The 13,819-nt window shown below is 73.9% G+C and carries 12 protein-coding genes; 3 read left to right on the forward strand and 9 right to left on the reverse strand.

The features are described from left to right. Positions 1–8: 8 nt before the first annotated feature. Positions 9–758 carry a glycoside hydrolase family 25 protein gene (locus tag ACQP10_RS18320; protein WP_346021519.1) on the forward strand — a complete coding sequence of 250 codons (750 nt, stop codon included), beginning with the start codon at positions 9–11 and terminating at the stop codon, positions 756–758. A gap of 3 nt (positions 759–761) precedes the next feature. Here ACQP10_RS18320 and ACQP10_RS18325 read toward each other — a convergent pair whose 3' ends face one another. The 3 genes from ACQP10_RS18325 to ACQP10_RS18335 form a co-directional block, all read right to left on the reverse strand. After that, positions 762–1,961 (reverse strand): cytochrome P450, encoded by a 1,200-nt coding sequence (locus tag ACQP10_RS18325; protein WP_433541789.1) that lies wholly within the window; start codon positions 1,959–1,961, stop codon positions 762–764. A 197-nt stretch (positions 1,962–2,158) separates the two neighbouring features. Beyond that, positions 2,159–5,350: a BTAD domain-containing putative transcriptional regulator gene (locus ACQP10_RS18330; RefSeq protein ID WP_433541790.1), complete on the reverse strand. Its 3,192-nt coding sequence runs from the start codon at positions 5,348–5,350 to the stop codon at positions 2,159–2,161. 134 nt (positions 5,351–5,484) lie between these two features. After that, positions 5,485–6,096 (reverse strand): TetR/AcrR family transcriptional regulator, encoded by a 612-nt coding sequence (locus tag ACQP10_RS18335; RefSeq protein ID WP_346021516.1) that lies wholly within the window; start codon positions 6,094–6,096, stop codon positions 5,485–5,487. A gap of 95 nt (positions 6,097–6,191) precedes the next feature. Here ACQP10_RS18335 and ACQP10_RS18340 point away from each other — a divergent pair, with 95 nt between their 5' ends. Further along, positions 6,192–7,685: a carboxylesterase/lipase family protein gene (locus ACQP10_RS18340; RefSeq protein WP_392571880.1), complete on the forward strand. Its 1,494-nt coding sequence runs from the start codon at positions 6,192–6,194 to the stop codon at positions 7,683–7,685. A 185-nt stretch (positions 7,686–7,870) separates the two neighbouring features. On the opposite strand, the gene ACQP10_RS18345 is transcribed toward ACQP10_RS18340, so the two are convergent. The 5 genes from ACQP10_RS18345 to ACQP10_RS18365 all read right to left on the reverse strand — a co-directional run bounded on the left by ACQP10_RS18345 (position 7,871) and on the right by ACQP10_RS18365 (position 11,824). Then, on the reverse strand, positions 7,871–9,025 hold the full coding sequence (locus ACQP10_RS18345) for a hypothetical protein (RefSeq protein WP_346021514.1): 1,155 nt from the start codon (positions 9,023–9,025) through the stop codon (positions 7,871–7,873). Between the two features lie 198 nt (positions 9,026–9,223). Further along, positions 9,224–9,886, reverse strand: coding sequence for a cytochrome c oxidase assembly protein (locus tag ACQP10_RS18350; RefSeq protein WP_433541791.1), 663 nt, complete (start codon positions 9,884–9,886; stop codon positions 9,224–9,226). Next, positions 9,865–10,152, reverse strand: a complete 288-nt coding sequence (locus tag ACQP10_RS18355; protein WP_433541792.1) for a hypothetical protein — start codon at positions 10,150–10,152, stop codon at positions 9,865–9,867. Before ACQP10_RS18355 ends, ACQP10_RS18350 begins: the two co-directional genes overlap by 22 nt. Further along, a complete protein-coding gene (locus tag ACQP10_RS18360) occupies positions 10,149–10,703 on the reverse strand; it encodes a DUF2243 domain-containing protein (protein WP_433541793.1) in 555 nt (184 codons plus the stop codon). Before ACQP10_RS18360 ends, ACQP10_RS18355 begins: the two co-directional genes overlap by 4 nt. A gap of 239 nt (positions 10,704–10,942) precedes the next feature. Further along, positions 10,943–11,824 (reverse strand): LysR family transcriptional regulator, encoded by an 882-nt coding sequence (locus ACQP10_RS18365; RefSeq protein ID WP_433541794.1) that lies wholly within the window; start codon positions 11,822–11,824, stop codon positions 10,943–10,945. Between the two features lie 125 nt (positions 11,825–11,949). On the opposite strand from ACQP10_RS18365, the gene ACQP10_RS18370 reads away from it, so the two are divergent. Beyond that, positions 11,950–12,624, forward strand: coding sequence for an alpha/beta fold hydrolase (locus ACQP10_RS18370; RefSeq protein ID WP_346021510.1), 675 nt, complete (start codon positions 11,950–11,952; stop codon positions 12,622–12,624). A gap of 54 nt (positions 12,625–12,678) precedes the next feature. Here the strand turns inward: ACQP10_RS18370 and ACQP10_RS18375 are convergent, their stop codons facing one another. Beyond that, complete coding sequence (locus ACQP10_RS18375) at positions 12,679–13,818, reverse strand: hypothetical protein (RefSeq protein ID WP_433541795.1); 1,140 nt, start codon at positions 13,816–13,818, stop codon at positions 12,679–12,681. Between the last annotated feature and the right edge of the window lies 1 nt (position 13,819).

Here is a 13,819-nt window from a genome sequence, read left to right on the forward strand (position 1 = left end):
GACACCCCATGCGCAACCCCCGGATCAGCAGGTTCGGAAACCGCCTCGGCCTGGCCCTCGCGGGCACGGTCCTGGCCGGTGCCGCCGTCGGCGGCGCCGTCCCCACCGCGGCCCTGGCCTCGTCCGCCGGGCACGCCACGGCCGCCCAGCACGTCTCCCAGCAGGAGGCGCATCCGCTCACGTACGGCCTGGACATCTCCAACTACGAACCCACGTACGACTGGAACGCCAGCTCCGCCCAGTTCGGCATCATCAAGGCCACCGAGGGCACGGGATTCCGCGACGGCTCCTTCGCCCGGCACTGGAGCGAGCTGGGCAAGAAGGGCATCGTGCGCGGGGCGTACCACTTCGGTCACCCGGGCAACGACCCGATCGCCGAGGCCGACCACTTCCTGTCCGTCGTGAACGCGCAGCCCGCCAAGCGCGGCGACCTGCTCGTCCTGGACCTGGAGGCCACCGACGGCCGCTCCGTCGAGGAGGTCAACGCCTGGGCCAAGACCTGGCTGTCGTACGTGAAGGACAAGACCGGCGTCACGCCGATGTTCTACAGCGGCCTGAACTTCGCCGAGACCTACGGCAGGGGGCTGGAGCAGTACCCGCTGTGGGTGGCCGCGTACAGCATGGACAAGGGCGCCATCACGCCGCCGGCCGACTGGAAGACGTGGACGATCCACCAGTACACGGAGTCGCCCATCGACCAGAACGTCTCCGCGCTGAGCCCGGACCAGCTCCGCGCCCTGGGCCGCCAGACGGCCTGACGGTCAGGCGTCCCAGGTGACCGGGAGGCTCCTCACCCCGAAGATGTCCGCGATCTCCGGGCGCAGGGAGACCTCCTCGGCCGGTACGGCCAGGCGCAGCGTCGGGAAGCGGCCGACCAGCGCGGGGAACGCCACCCGCATCTCGACGCGGGCCAGCTGCTGACCCAGGCACTGGTGGACGCCGTGTCCGAACGCCACGTGCCCGCCCTCCTCCCTGCGGAGGTCGAGCACGTGGGGGTCGGTGAAGCGCTCGGGGTCGCGGTTGGCGGTGTGGTTCGACAGGACGACCGTCGTACCGGCCTCGATGGTCCGGCCGCCCAGCTCGACGTCCTCCAGCGCCGTCCTCATGAACATCTTCGCGACGCTCAGATACCGCAGCAGCTCCTCCACGGCCCGGTCGGTGAGCGCGGGATCGGCGCGCAGCGCGGCCAGCTGGCCGGGGTTGCGCAGCAGCGCGAAGGTGCCCAGCGCCAGCATGTTCGCGGTGGTGTCGAGCCCGGCCGCCAGCAGGATCAGGCTCATCCCCCTCAGCTCCTCGTCGGTCAGGTCGCTGTCGGTGAGGTCGCTGAGCACGTCGTCGGTCGGGTCGGCGCGCTTGGCGGCCACCAGCTCCGCGAGGTACTCCTGGGTCGCGGTGTAGGCCGTGATCAGGGTCTCTTCGTCCGTCTCCCCGTTGAGGAACGAGTCGATGTGCTCCTGGAAGGAGCCCCGGTCCTCGTACGGCACCCCCAGCAGCTCACAGATGACGATGGCGGGGATGGGCTTGGCGAACGCGGTCACCAGGTCCGCCGGCGGCCCGGCCTTCTCCATGGCGTCCAGGTGCTCGGCGGTGATCTGCTCGATCCGCTCGGTGAGCAGGCGCATCCGCCGTACGGTGAACTTGCCCATCAGCGGTTTCCGGTACCGGCTGTGCTGCGGATCGTCCATGAGGATGAACTCGCCGGGGGACGCCGGAGGGGCCTCCATGCCGGAGTAGTCGATGAACGGGTGGTGGAGCATGAACTCCTTGCGCGAGCTGAACCGCGGGTCGGCCAGGACCGCCCGGACCAGGTCGTATCCGGTGACCAGCCAGCCCCGGTGCCCGTCGGGGAAGACGTAGCGGCTGATGGGGCCGTGCCTACGGGCGTCGATCAGCTCCGCCGGCGGGTCGAAGGGGCAGCCGGGCCGGCGCTCGGCCGGTAGCGCGGTGACGGTGTGTTCCATGATCGTTCCTCTCCTCGGCCCGGGTTCCAACGGCATCCACCATCGTCGGCCGCGCTGACATCGGGCCGTCGCCGTACTGACACGGCCGCTGACACGGCCACCGCGTGCGGGCCGCCGGCCGGCGGGCTCGGTCACGGCGGCGATCACCCGGTGTGCCGGGCCCCCGTCGATCGGCCGCCCGCGGTCGCGCGCGGCGTTCAGGGAGCGAGGGTGATCTCGGCCAGCTCGCGCCAGTCCCGCCGACGGCCGTCACGGGTCGCCTCGGCGAACGCGGTCTCACCGAGGCGGCTCCGCGTCTCCGCGGCGATCCTGGCGCCGTCCGGCTGCGAACGGTCCGGTGTGCCGCGCACGCCGTCGCTCGCCGCGAGCAGTCGTGCGGCCTGTTCGTGGTCTCCCCGGCGCAGCGCGAGGTCCGCGATCCCGAGCAGCACCCCGGCGATCGCCGGCGGATACCCCGTCTCCGCGGTCTCGCGGAGCGTCTCGCTCCAGTGCGCGCGGGCCTCGTCGAGATCCTCGATGAGGTAGCCGTACAGGCCCGAGGCCCTAACGCAGAGCCAGACGCCCGGTTCCCCGCCGTCGCCCAGCGCCGCCCGGGCCGCCGCCAAGTGCCGGCGCACCTGGTCCGGCTCGCCGCGCCAGCGCGCCAGTTGCGCCTTCGAAAGCGCCAGCTCGGCGAGCACGTGCGCGTCCGGCCAGGCGATCCCGTCCGCGCACCGCTGCGCCTCGGCCATGGCGGAGGCGCAGGCCCGCTCATCGCCGAGCAGCCAGTGCAGCTGGGCCTGCCGCGTCCGCAGGCCGACCACGTCCTCGGTCGCGCCCATCTCGGTCAGCGCCACGGCCGCCTCCTCGTAGTGCTCGCACGCGCGCGCGAACTCGCCGCGCATGGCGAGCCGATCGGCCAGAAAGGCCAGCGCCAGCGAGATCCCCGACCGGTCGCCCAGCGCGCGGAACTCGGCCAGGGCGATCCCGGCGTCGACGTCCACGCCGGTCTCGTCGCCGTCGTGCGTGAGCCGCAGCCGGCCGCGCGTGAGCCTGGCCTGCGCGCGCACCCATGGATCGTCGCCGGCGATGAGCGGCTCGAACGCGGGCAGGAACTCCGCCGGCTCCCGCAGCATCCGCTCCAGCGGGGCGACGAACCCGAGCAGCGGGTTGCGATGCCCGCCGCGCCGGGTGAGCCGGTGCGCCCGGAGGATCCACTCCCGCGCCTGGTACTGGTCGCGGCCGGGCCCGGAGGTCGCGAACACCGTCACGATGAGATACGCCGTCGCCCGCACCTCGTCGGGCACCGCACCGGGCACCTCGTCGGGCAGCGAGGCCGCCGCGACGCTCAACTCGGCGCCCTCGGCCCGGTGCCCGCTGAGGAACCAGTACCAGCCCACGGCCGAGACCAGCCGCATCGCCTCCTCGGCCCATCCTTCGGCGATCGCCCGGCGCAGGGCCGCGGCGACGTTGTCGTGCTCGGACCTGAGCACGGCCAGCCACTCCAGCTGCCCGGCCCCGCGCAGGTGCGGCTCGGCCGTCTCGGCCAGCTCGGTGAAGCAGGCGAGGTGCGCCCGGCGCGTCCGCTCGGTCTCCCCGGCCTCGGCGAGCCGGTGCGCCGCGTACTCCCCGATGGTGTCGAGCATCCGGTAGCGCGGCGCGCCGTCGCCTTCGGCGAGCAGCAGCGACTTCTCGACCAGCGCGGTCAGCAGGTCGAGCACCTGCTCCCCGGCGAGCGTCTCGTCCCCGCACACCCGTTCGGCCGCCTCCAGGCTCGCACCGCCGGAGAACACCGAGAGCCGCCGCAGCACGCGGCGTTCGGCCTCGGTCAGCAGATCCCAGCTCCAGTCCACGACCGCGCGCAGCGTCCTGTGCCGGGGCAGCGCCGTACGGCTGCCGCCGGTCAGCAGGCGGAACCGGTCGTCGAGCCGGTGCGCCAGCTGGCCGACGGACATGGTGCGCAGTCGTGCCGCGGCCAGTTCGATCGCCAGCGGCATCCCGTCGAGCGCCCGGCAGATCCGCGCCATGGCCGACAGGGTGTGCGCGTCCGCGCCGATGTCCTTGCGCACCAGGCCCGCGCGGTCCCGCAGCAGCCGCACCGCGGGCGAGGCCCCGGCATCGGAGGGGCCGGCCTCCTTCGCGGGCAGGGCGAGCGGCTCGACCTGCCACAGCACCTCCCCGGTGATGCCGAGCGGCTCCCTGCTCGTGGCCAGGATCCGCAGGCTCCGGCACTCCCCCAGGAGACGGTCCGCGAAAGCCGCGGCCGCCTCGATCACGTGCTCGCAGTTGTCCAGGATCAGCAGGGCCGCGCGCTCGCGGACCGCGGCGATGAGCCGGTCCATCGGCTCCCCGCCCCGCGCGCCGCCGAGCAGCCCCTGGCCGCGCAGGCCGATCGCGGCGAGGGCGGCCTGCGCCGGATCACCGCCCGCCGGCACCGGGGCCAGTTCGACCAGCCACACCCCGTCCGGCAGCCCGGCGAGCATCGTCCGGGCGGTCTCCGTGGCCAGCCTCGTCTTGCCGGAGCCGCCCGCCCCCGTCAGGGTGACCAGCCGGTGCCTGCCGGCCAGCTCGGCGACCGCGGAGACGTCGTCGTCCTTGCCGACGAAACTCGTCAGCTCGGCGCGCAGGTTCGTCCTGCGGTTCCCCGCCCGCTCGCCCAGTTCTCCCCGCTCGCCCGGATCGCCCAGCTCGCCCCGGAGCAGAGCGGTGTGCAACGCGGAGAGCCCGGCCGACGGGTCGGCGCCCAGCTCCTCGGCGAGCCGCTCGCGCGTCCGCTGGTACACGGTCAGCGCCTCGGCCGTGCGTCCCGTCTCGGCGAGGGCCCGCATCAGTGCCGCCACGAGCCCCTCTCGCAGCGGATACGCGGTGACCAGCCCGGTCAGCTCGGAGACCAGTTCCGGGCCGCGGCCGAGACGGATGTCCGCCTCCACCCGGTCCCCGAGCGCGGCGGCGCGGAGCTCTTCCAGGCGCGCGACCGCGGCGTCGAACGCGTCGCTGTCGCGCAGTCCGACGTCCTCCATGGCCGTGCCGCGCCACAGTGCCAGGGCCGAGCGCAGCAGATCCGCCCGCGCCGCGGGCCCGGCGGCGCGGGCCTGATCGGCCAGGCGCTCGAAACGGCACACGTCCACGGCGTCGGGGGCCACGGCCAGCCGGTACCCGCCGGCGTCCGCCTCGATCACGCCGTCCGGCAGCACCCTGCGCAGCCTGGACACCAGCGCCTGGAGGGCGTTCACCTCGTCCGCGGGCGGCCGTCGCCCCCAGATCCAGTCGACCAGCCTCGCACGCGTGACGGTCCGTCCGGGTTCGAGGGCGAGTACGGCCAGCAGTGCGCGCAGCCGGGTCCCGGGGACCTCCACCACGGCTCCATCGCCGTTCCGGACCTCGAACGGCCCGAGCAGTCCGACTCGCACACCGGTGATTGTCCCGCACACCGGTGGTCGGGCCGAACTGCGGCGACGGCCGGCGGCGGCCGTAGCCGGGTGGGCGTCATCGGCGTCATCGCCGGCGATGGAGCGTCGACCCTGTTCCTGCGCGCGGGCGCGGGTCACGCACGCCGGTCGTTCCCGCTGAACAGCCTGTCCAGATGCAGATCGATCGCGGCGAGTGCGTCCCGGGGCCCGATCACGCCCAGTTCGATCAGGGGGGTGAGGCCGGTGAGGGCGAGGAGCAGGTTGGTCTCGGTCGCCGGGTCGCGGTCAGAGTCGATGTGTCCGTCGGCGATCGCTTGGCGGACCAGCCGCTCGATGAGGGCCCGTCCTTGGACGAGGCCACGGCGCGCCTGCTCGTGGACGGCCTCGTCGTGCAGCGCCTCCAGGACGTAGGCGGCGCTCATCCGGCTGGTCGCGCGGGCGTCGGCATGGAAGGGGAGCATTTCCACGAGCGTCAGCCGCAGCACGTCACGGGGGTGCGGACGGTCACCGAGCTTCTCGAGGCCCTGGCCGACGCGCAGCGAGGTCTGCTCGGACGCGAAGTCCATGGCGAAGGAGAGCATGGCGGCCCGGGAGGCGAAATAGTGTTGCAGCTGCCCGAGGGAGATGCCCGCCTCCTGCGCCACCACGCGCATCGTCAGATGCGCGACGCCGCGCTGCCCCACCACCCGCCACAGCGCGCGGGCGATCGTTTCGCGGCGTCCGCGGTGATCCACCTGTTTCGGCATCGCCGGCCTCTTCCTCGTATCCCGGGCCTTTCCAATACAGTTGACATAATACAGTTGACCCATAATCCTGGGGCCCGACAGGGAAAGGAAGCGCCATGCCCGAACAGCCAAGGGTGCGGACCACGGAAGGTGTGGTGCAGGGGCGCCGACGGCAGGGGCACGCGGTGTTCCGCGGCATCCCCTATGCCCAGCCCCCGGTGGGAGCGCTCCGCTTCGCCGCGCCCGCCCCGCCGCACCGCTGGGAGGGGACGAGGCAGGCGGCGGAGTTCGGCCCCGTGGTGCCGCCGTCCCTGCCGGTCGACGCGGGTCCGCCGCAGGGCACGGACTGGCTGACGCTCAACGTCGGCACTCCGGATCCGGGTGCGGCAGGACTGCCGGTGCTGGTGTGGATCCCCGTGGGCGGCTACATCTCGGCGGCGTCGAGCGACCCGATGTACGACCCGGCGGCGCTGGCCGAGGCGGGACTCGTCGTGGTGACCGTCAACTGCCGCGTGGGCGCGGAGGGCTTCGCGTTCCTCGACGACGCGCCGCCCAACCGCGGATTCCTCGACCAGATCGCGGCGCTGGAGTGGGTACAGCGGAACATCGCCGCCTTCGGAGGCGACCCCGGCCAGGTCACCGTGGCCGGACAGTCCGCCGGGGCAGGGTCGGTCGCCGCCCTCCTCACGATGCGGCGGGCGCGCGGTCTGTTCCGGCGGGCCATCGCCCACTCGGTGCCGGGGCTGTACAGCACCCCCGCGCTGGCACGGCAGGTCACCGCCGCGCTCGCGGACCGGCTCGGCGCGGCGACCCCCACCGCCGCGGCCCTGCGCGACACCGACCCCTGGCGCCTGGCCGCAGAGCTCACCTCCTTCAACGCCGGCCTCCATGCACACCGGGAGAGCTGGGGACGGCTCACGGAGACCGGCACCGCCCTTTGCCCCGTCATCGACGGCGAGGTCCTCCCCGAGACGCCCTGGTCCGCGCTGGCCGGCGCGCGCGCGAGCGGGACCGAGCTGCTCGTCGGCCACACCCGGGACGAGTTCCGGCTGTTCAGCGTCATGAGCGGACGGCAGGGCACCTTCACCGAGCAGGACGCCCGTGCGGCCCTGGAACTGCTCGCCCCCCAGCCGCACGGCGCGAAGGCGTACCGTGCCGCGTTTCCGCAGGCCGGCCCGGAAGAGCTGGTGGAGACGGTGTACTCCGACGCCCTCTTCCGCATGCCGTCACAGAAGCTGGCCGAGACGAACGCCGCAGCCGGCGGCACCTCGTATCTGTTCGAACTGCGCTGGACCGCCCCGGTCCTCGGCGGCGCCCTGGGCGCCTGCCACAGCCTCGACGTCCCCCTGGCGTTCGGCACGCTGGACAGCCCCATCGGCGCGCGGCTCATCGGCGACGAGCCCACCCCTGAGGCCATCGCGCTCGCCCGCGAGCTCAAGGAGACATGGATCCGCTTCGTCACCACCGGCGACGCGGGATGGGCCGCCTACCGACCCGGCCAGCGGCTCACCCGCGTCCTGGACGCCGAGTCGGAGACCCTGCCCTACCCCGAACACGCCTCCCGCCGGATCTGGGAAGGCCACTCCCCCGCCCCCTTCGATCTCTCGTAGGGCTGCTCACGATGGTCGGCCGGAAGACCCGGTGGTTCCTCGTGTGCCGCGGCCTCGACCGTGGCCGGCGGGTGTTGCGCGTCGATCGGATCGCACGGGCATCGGCGACGGGCGTGCACTTCGAGCCGCGGGAGGCCCCCGGAGGCGACCCGCGCTGAAGCCGACTCACCGGGCCGTTCGGGCCGTCAACGCGGATCGGGCGAACGCTCCCCGGCGGCGGCACGCAGCTCGGCGATCACCGCCCGCTCCCGCAGCGCCGCGGCCTCGGCCTGCAGCGCCTCGATCCGCTCGCGCAGGTCCGCGCTCCTCATCTGCTCCAGGGTCAGCAGGGTGCGGACCTCGTCCCGCTCCGCGCGGGCCTGGGCGGCCTCGGCCGCGGCCCGGTCGGCGGCCTCGGCCACCCGGCGTGCCGCCCGCTTCTCGGCGTCGGCCGCCCGCCGTTCCGCCCGGGTCGTCCTGATCCTGGCCTCGGACGCCTCGGCCTGGGCCTTGGCCCGCGCCCGCGCCTCCTCGTCGGCGCGGGCCAGCGCCCGGTCCCGCTCGGCCTCCAGCACCCGGGCGCGGGCCTCGGCGGCGGCGACGGCCCGTTCGGCGGCGGCCCGCGTCTCCTCGGCCTCCGCCGCCGCCCGCCGGGCCAGGTCGCGCTCGGCGTGCGCCCGTTCGGCCAGCTCCCGCTCGTGCGCGGCCCGCGCCTGCGCCTGCCGGGCCGCGGTCTCGGCCGCCTCCACCCGCTCGGACATCTCCCGCACGCCCGTGTCCATGGCGGCCTCGGCCCGCTCGGCCCGCCGCCGGGCCTGCTGTTCGGCGTTCTTGGCCAGGCGCTCGGTGGCGGCGGCCTCGTGCAGCGCGGCCAGGGCCTGCTCCCTGGCGGTCTCGGCGTCGGCCAGCGCGATGTCCCGCTCGGCGTTGGCCTCCTCCACCTGCCGCACCATGGCGTCGCGCTCGCGCCGGGCGTGGCCGGTGGCCTCGCGGGCGAGCCGTACCTGTTCCAGCGCCTGCTCGCGCTCGGCGTGGGCGAGCGCCACCCGGGCGTGCGCCTCGGCCTGCACGGCGCTGAGCCTGGCCTCCACCCCGGCCGGGCTCAGCTCGTCGGACAGGGCCTTGGCCAGCGGGGCGATCGCCGCGGCCATGCCCTTCTCCATGCGGTCGTAGAACTCCTCGGCCCGCGCCAGCGTGCCCTCCAGGCCCGGCGCGGCCCGCTTCAGCTCCCGCTCCCGTTTGGCCATCGCCTGGCAGCCGCCCTGCGGGCAGTAGGCCCGGGGGCGTCCCCGCCCGGGGCGCTGCTCGATCGGCGCACCGCAGTGCTTGCATGCCGTCACCACGCCTGCCTCCCTGACCACCGGACGAGCGTAGCCTTTTCCAATTTCCAGAAATAAAAAAACAGTAATTCGGGCATGGGCGTGTCGCGAGGATCGTCCGCCGGCCGTGTGTCCGGGATCATCCGCCCGGCCGTACGTGCGGAACCCGGCCCCGGAACGGCCACCGGCCCCCGGACGCGACCGCTGTCTCGTCGTTCCCCGGGGACCGGTCCCGGCCGCTTACGATCCGGAGACGGCGGGTGCGGCCGGTTCGGGGGTGAGGCGGTTCCGCGGAGCGACGCGCGACCGGGCGGGCCGCCAGGTCGTCACCAGCGCCAGGGCCAGCAGCAGCTCGGCGATGTCGCCGCCGTAGTACATGATCTCCGCGGCGCCCAGCAGCTCCGGCCCTGGGGCCGTCACGGCGACGAACAGCCCGGCGTACATCAGTTGCGACAGGGTGGCGTGCGCGGCGATCGACACGCCCAGCACGACCAGCCGCTTCGGCACCGAGGGGCGTCGCGGCGCCGGGTCAGGCCCGGCGATCACCCAGGCGAACAGGAAGCCCGCCAGCACGAAGTGCAGGTGGACGAGCGGGTGCAGCAGCGGGTCGGCGCAGGCGATGCCGTACAGGGGGGTGAAGTACAGCGCGGCCATGCCGCCGACGTTCAGTGTGAACGCCACCCAGGGGTCGGTCAGCACGTGCGCGGGACGGCTGCGCAGTACGGCGGTGACGCGGCGCGCGCGGGCGGCGGGCAGCGACCGCAGCAGCAGCGTCACCGGGGCGCCCAGCACCAGCCCCAGCGGGGCGAGCATCGCGATGAGCAGGTGCTGCAGCATGTGCCCCCGGAAGTCGGTCTCGGCGAACGCGGCGACCGGCCCGGTCAGGCCCGCGGCGAGCAGCACGGCCCCGGTGGTGAAGGCCGCCGTGCGCCACCGGCTCCACCCCTGGGCTCGCGCCGCCGCAGCGCCGCCGCCGCCAGGTACGCCGCCAGCAGTACGGCGACGCCCGCCACCGGCAGCGCACCGGAGAGCCCGCCGTGGTGCGCCTCGTGCGCCAGGAGCGAGGCGTCGCCGGCCCGCCGGGTGAGGAGGTCCGCGGCGGCGACGGGCGTCCCGTGCGCCGGGGGGATCACGGCGGAGAACACGGTGGGGCTCACGGTGGGGCTCACGGCGTCGCCATGGTGGCACGCGGGGTGTCGCGGCAGAGGTCCACCGTCGGGCCGCCGCGCTGCAGCAGCCAGCCGGCGACCATCAGCAGGACGCCCAGCAGCAGGAAGCCGATGTCCCACCACGTCTGGTAGGCGTCGGTGCGGACGTGGTGGATGCCCAGGACGTGGTGGTCGATGATGCCCTCGACGAGGTTGAACAGTCCCCAGCCGAACAGGATCCAGCCCCACAGCATCCGCGAGCCCCACACCCGGCCCCTGGAGCGGGTGACCCGCGCGTGCAGCAGGCTCAGGCCCACCAGCACCGCCAGCCAGCAGAACACATGGAAGAGCCCGTCCCACAGCGTGTTCATCCGCAGGCCCGGAACGGTGTCGGCCGGGTAGTACCCCACCCCGATGTTGTCGGTGTTCGTACTGGTCAGCATGTGGTGCCACTGCAGGACCTGGTGCAGGAGGATCCCGTCGACGAACCCTCCGAGCCCGACCCCCAGGAGCGTGCCCGGCAGGGCGATCTCCCGTCTCGTCGCCACCGCTCCGGCCGTGGTGTCTGTCATCTGCGAGCCTCCTCGTCCGTCTCCGTCCGGTGCAGCCGCCGCGTCGTTCGTCCCGAGCCCGGCGGCGGCCCACCGGCACCTGCCGCCGATCCGGAGGAATATGCCGGAGCTCTCCCCGTTCCGGCGGGGCGACGTGGGAGAACGGGCTGCGAAAAGCCCGGAGCAGATCGAATGGTAGGTCTCCGGATCATCGCGGCGGGGTGCGGAAACGCCGCCGCGGAGGGTCCTTGGCCCGGCCCTTACCCGGGTACGGCGAACGCCCGGCGGGCGTGCGCGAGCAGCTCGCGCACCGCGGGGTTGGACGTGCTCTTCCACACCAGGACGAGCAGGGCCGGCGTCTCGACGTCGTCGAGGGGCAGGGCGACGAGCCGGTCGCGATGGTGTTCGGTCATCGAGGCGCTGAGCACGGCGACGGCCAGCCCGCGGGCGGCGAGGTCGGCGACGGCGTCGGGGGCGCTCGCCTGCAGCGTGACCGCCGGTTCGAGTCCCCGCGCGGCGCAGGCGCGGTCGAACACGGTGCGCACGCCGGTGCCGGGCGGCATGCACACGAGCGGGTGCGCGCACAACTCGGCCAGGGTCGTCCGCGGCCGTCCCGCCAGGGCGTGGTCCGCCGGGACCGCCGCGACGAGCCGCTCGCTGACCACCGTCAGCGTCTCCAGCCCCTCGGGGAGGGCGGCCGTCCCGGCGAGCGCCAGGTCGAGGGCGCCGGTGCGCACCCCCTCCGCGAGCCGGTCGGAGCCGTCCTCCAGCAGCGAGATCTCCACGCCGGGGTGGGCCCGGTGGAACGCGGCCAGCGCCTCGAACAGCGGCGTGACGGTGCAGCCGACCACCATCCCGGCGGTGAGCCGTCCGCGGACGAGGCCGGTCACCTCCCCCACCGCCCGGCCCGCCGCACCGGCGGCGGCGAGCGCGGCGCGGGCGTGTTCGAGCGCGGCCTTGCCCGCGACGGTGAGGGTGGCGACGCGCGCCGAGCGGTCGAACAGCTCGGCGCCCAGCTCGCGCTCCAGCCGGCGGATCTGGGCGCTGACGCCGGACTGGCTGATGTGCACCCGTTCGGCGGCACGGGTGAAGCTCCGCTCCTCGGCGACGGCGACGAAGTACTCCAGCTGACGCAGCTCCATAAGCGTTGATTCTAGATCTCAGCAGAATCATCTGTTGGACTTCTGGCTCGGAGCCGTCCAGGCTGGAAGACGCCGGCGACCCGCGCCGGTTCCCGAGCCGATCGACCGATTCAAGGAGCACGACCTTGGCGACCTTCGTCCTCGTCCCCGGCATGTGTCACGGCGGCTGGAGCTACCGGCCCCTCACCGACCGGCTGCGCCGGGACGGCCACGAGGTGTACCCGCTGACGCTGACCGGGGTCGGCGAGCGCGGCCACCTGCTGAACGCCGGGGTGAATCTGGAGACGCACATCCTGGACGTGACCGCCGTACTGGAGGCCGAGGAGATCCGCGACGCGGTGCTGGTCGGCCACAGCTACGGCGGCATGGTCATCACCGGGGCGGCGGACCGCGTCCCGGACCGGGTGGACTCCCTGGTGTACCTGGACGCCGTCGTGCCCGGGGACGGCGATTCCTGCTGGGACCTCGTCCCCGGCCGGGAGCGCGAGTGGTACCTGGACGTGACGGAGACCGGGTACGCGACACGGCCGCTGCCGTTCTTCGACCCGCGCGCTACGCCGCACCCCCTCGCCTCGCTGCTCCAGCCGATCCGGCTGACCGGCGACCTCGCGCGGTTCCGGCGCAGGGACTACGTGTACGCCACCGAATGGGACGGAGAGTCGCCGTTCACCACCGTCTACCGGCGGCTGCGTGAGGACCCGTCGTGGACGACGCACGCGCTCTCCGCCCGGCACAACCTCATGCGGGACGCGCCCGACGACCTGCTGAAGATCCTCCTTGAGGTCGCCGGGACCGCCTGAACCTGCCCCGCCCGAGTCCGGCCCGTCACGCCCCGGGGCGTGACGGACGCCCGGCTAACGGTCCCGGGCCACGTAGGTGACCGTCGCCGGATGGGCGACCCGGGTCGCACCGTCGTAGCAGGCGTGCGTGATGGACACGAGCCCCGTGGCGGATGCCTCCGTCCAGTTGCCGTACAGGTTGCAGAACTCCGCGCCGTAGCCGAACGCGGTGACCTGGACGTTGCCCGGGTAGCCGTATTCCACGTTGACGCTGCTGAAGGAGACCCGCCTCAGGCCGGACCCGGCCCCTCTGAGGTCTATGCTCCCGGGCACCGAGTTGTAGCTGACCGGGTACGGCGTCGGCAGGTAGGGGCTCACGGTGTCGGGGGCGTTGTCGAAGGTGTAGGCGAACGCCGTGTACGGCGCGACGGGCGCCCAGACGACGGCGTTCGCCCGATGGTAGGTCAGGTTCCACCCGGTGTTCAGCGGGGCGCCGGCGGCGTCGTGGCAGCGCACCACGATGTTCTGCGCGGCCGTCGTCGCGCTCCAGCCGCCCAGCTTGCAGCGCGCCGGAACGGCCGGGTCGACCGCGGTGACCTGGATGCTCCCGGCCAGGCCCGTCGAACCTAGCCCCGGCAGGGCGACCCGCCACAGACCCGGGGACGTCCCCGGCGTCACGGTGTTCACGGCGGTCGGCGCGGAGGAGTTGAACTGCGTGGCCACGGCGGAGCCGTTCCAGCGCACGTATCCCAGCGACTGGGACGGTATCGGGTGTATGTACTTGCCGCTGTAGCTGAAGGTCACGGAGAACCACGGGGCGGCCACCGGGCCCACGCCGTACCGGTGGCACTGCACCGCCACGATCAGGTCGTCACCCGACGGCCACTGATCCTGGACCTGGCACCAGTCGGGAGAGGAGGAGATCGCCGTGACGTGGGCCACTCCCCCGGCCGCCAAGCCGAACTGCGGGAACCTCACGAGCACCTGGCCGGGGTCCCCGGTGGTGGCGTCGGCTTTGAGCCCGGAGGTCCACGTGCCGAACTGGTAGGAGACGGTCGGGGTGGAGCCGCCCCTGACGACGGCCCACGCCCAGCGGGGCAGGTCGGCCGCGCCGTCCGCGGCGGACACGGCGGGCACGGCGGGCACGGCGAGCCCGGCCGCGACCAGGACGGCGGCACAGAGCGTGCGGGTGATCGCCTTCCACAACCGGAGCATG

Source organism: Streptosporangium sandarakinum (assembly GCF_050942225.1).
GTDB classification, from domain to species: Bacteria; Actinomycetota; Actinomycetes; order Streptosporangiales; family Streptosporangiaceae; genus Streptosporangium; species Streptosporangium nondiastaticum.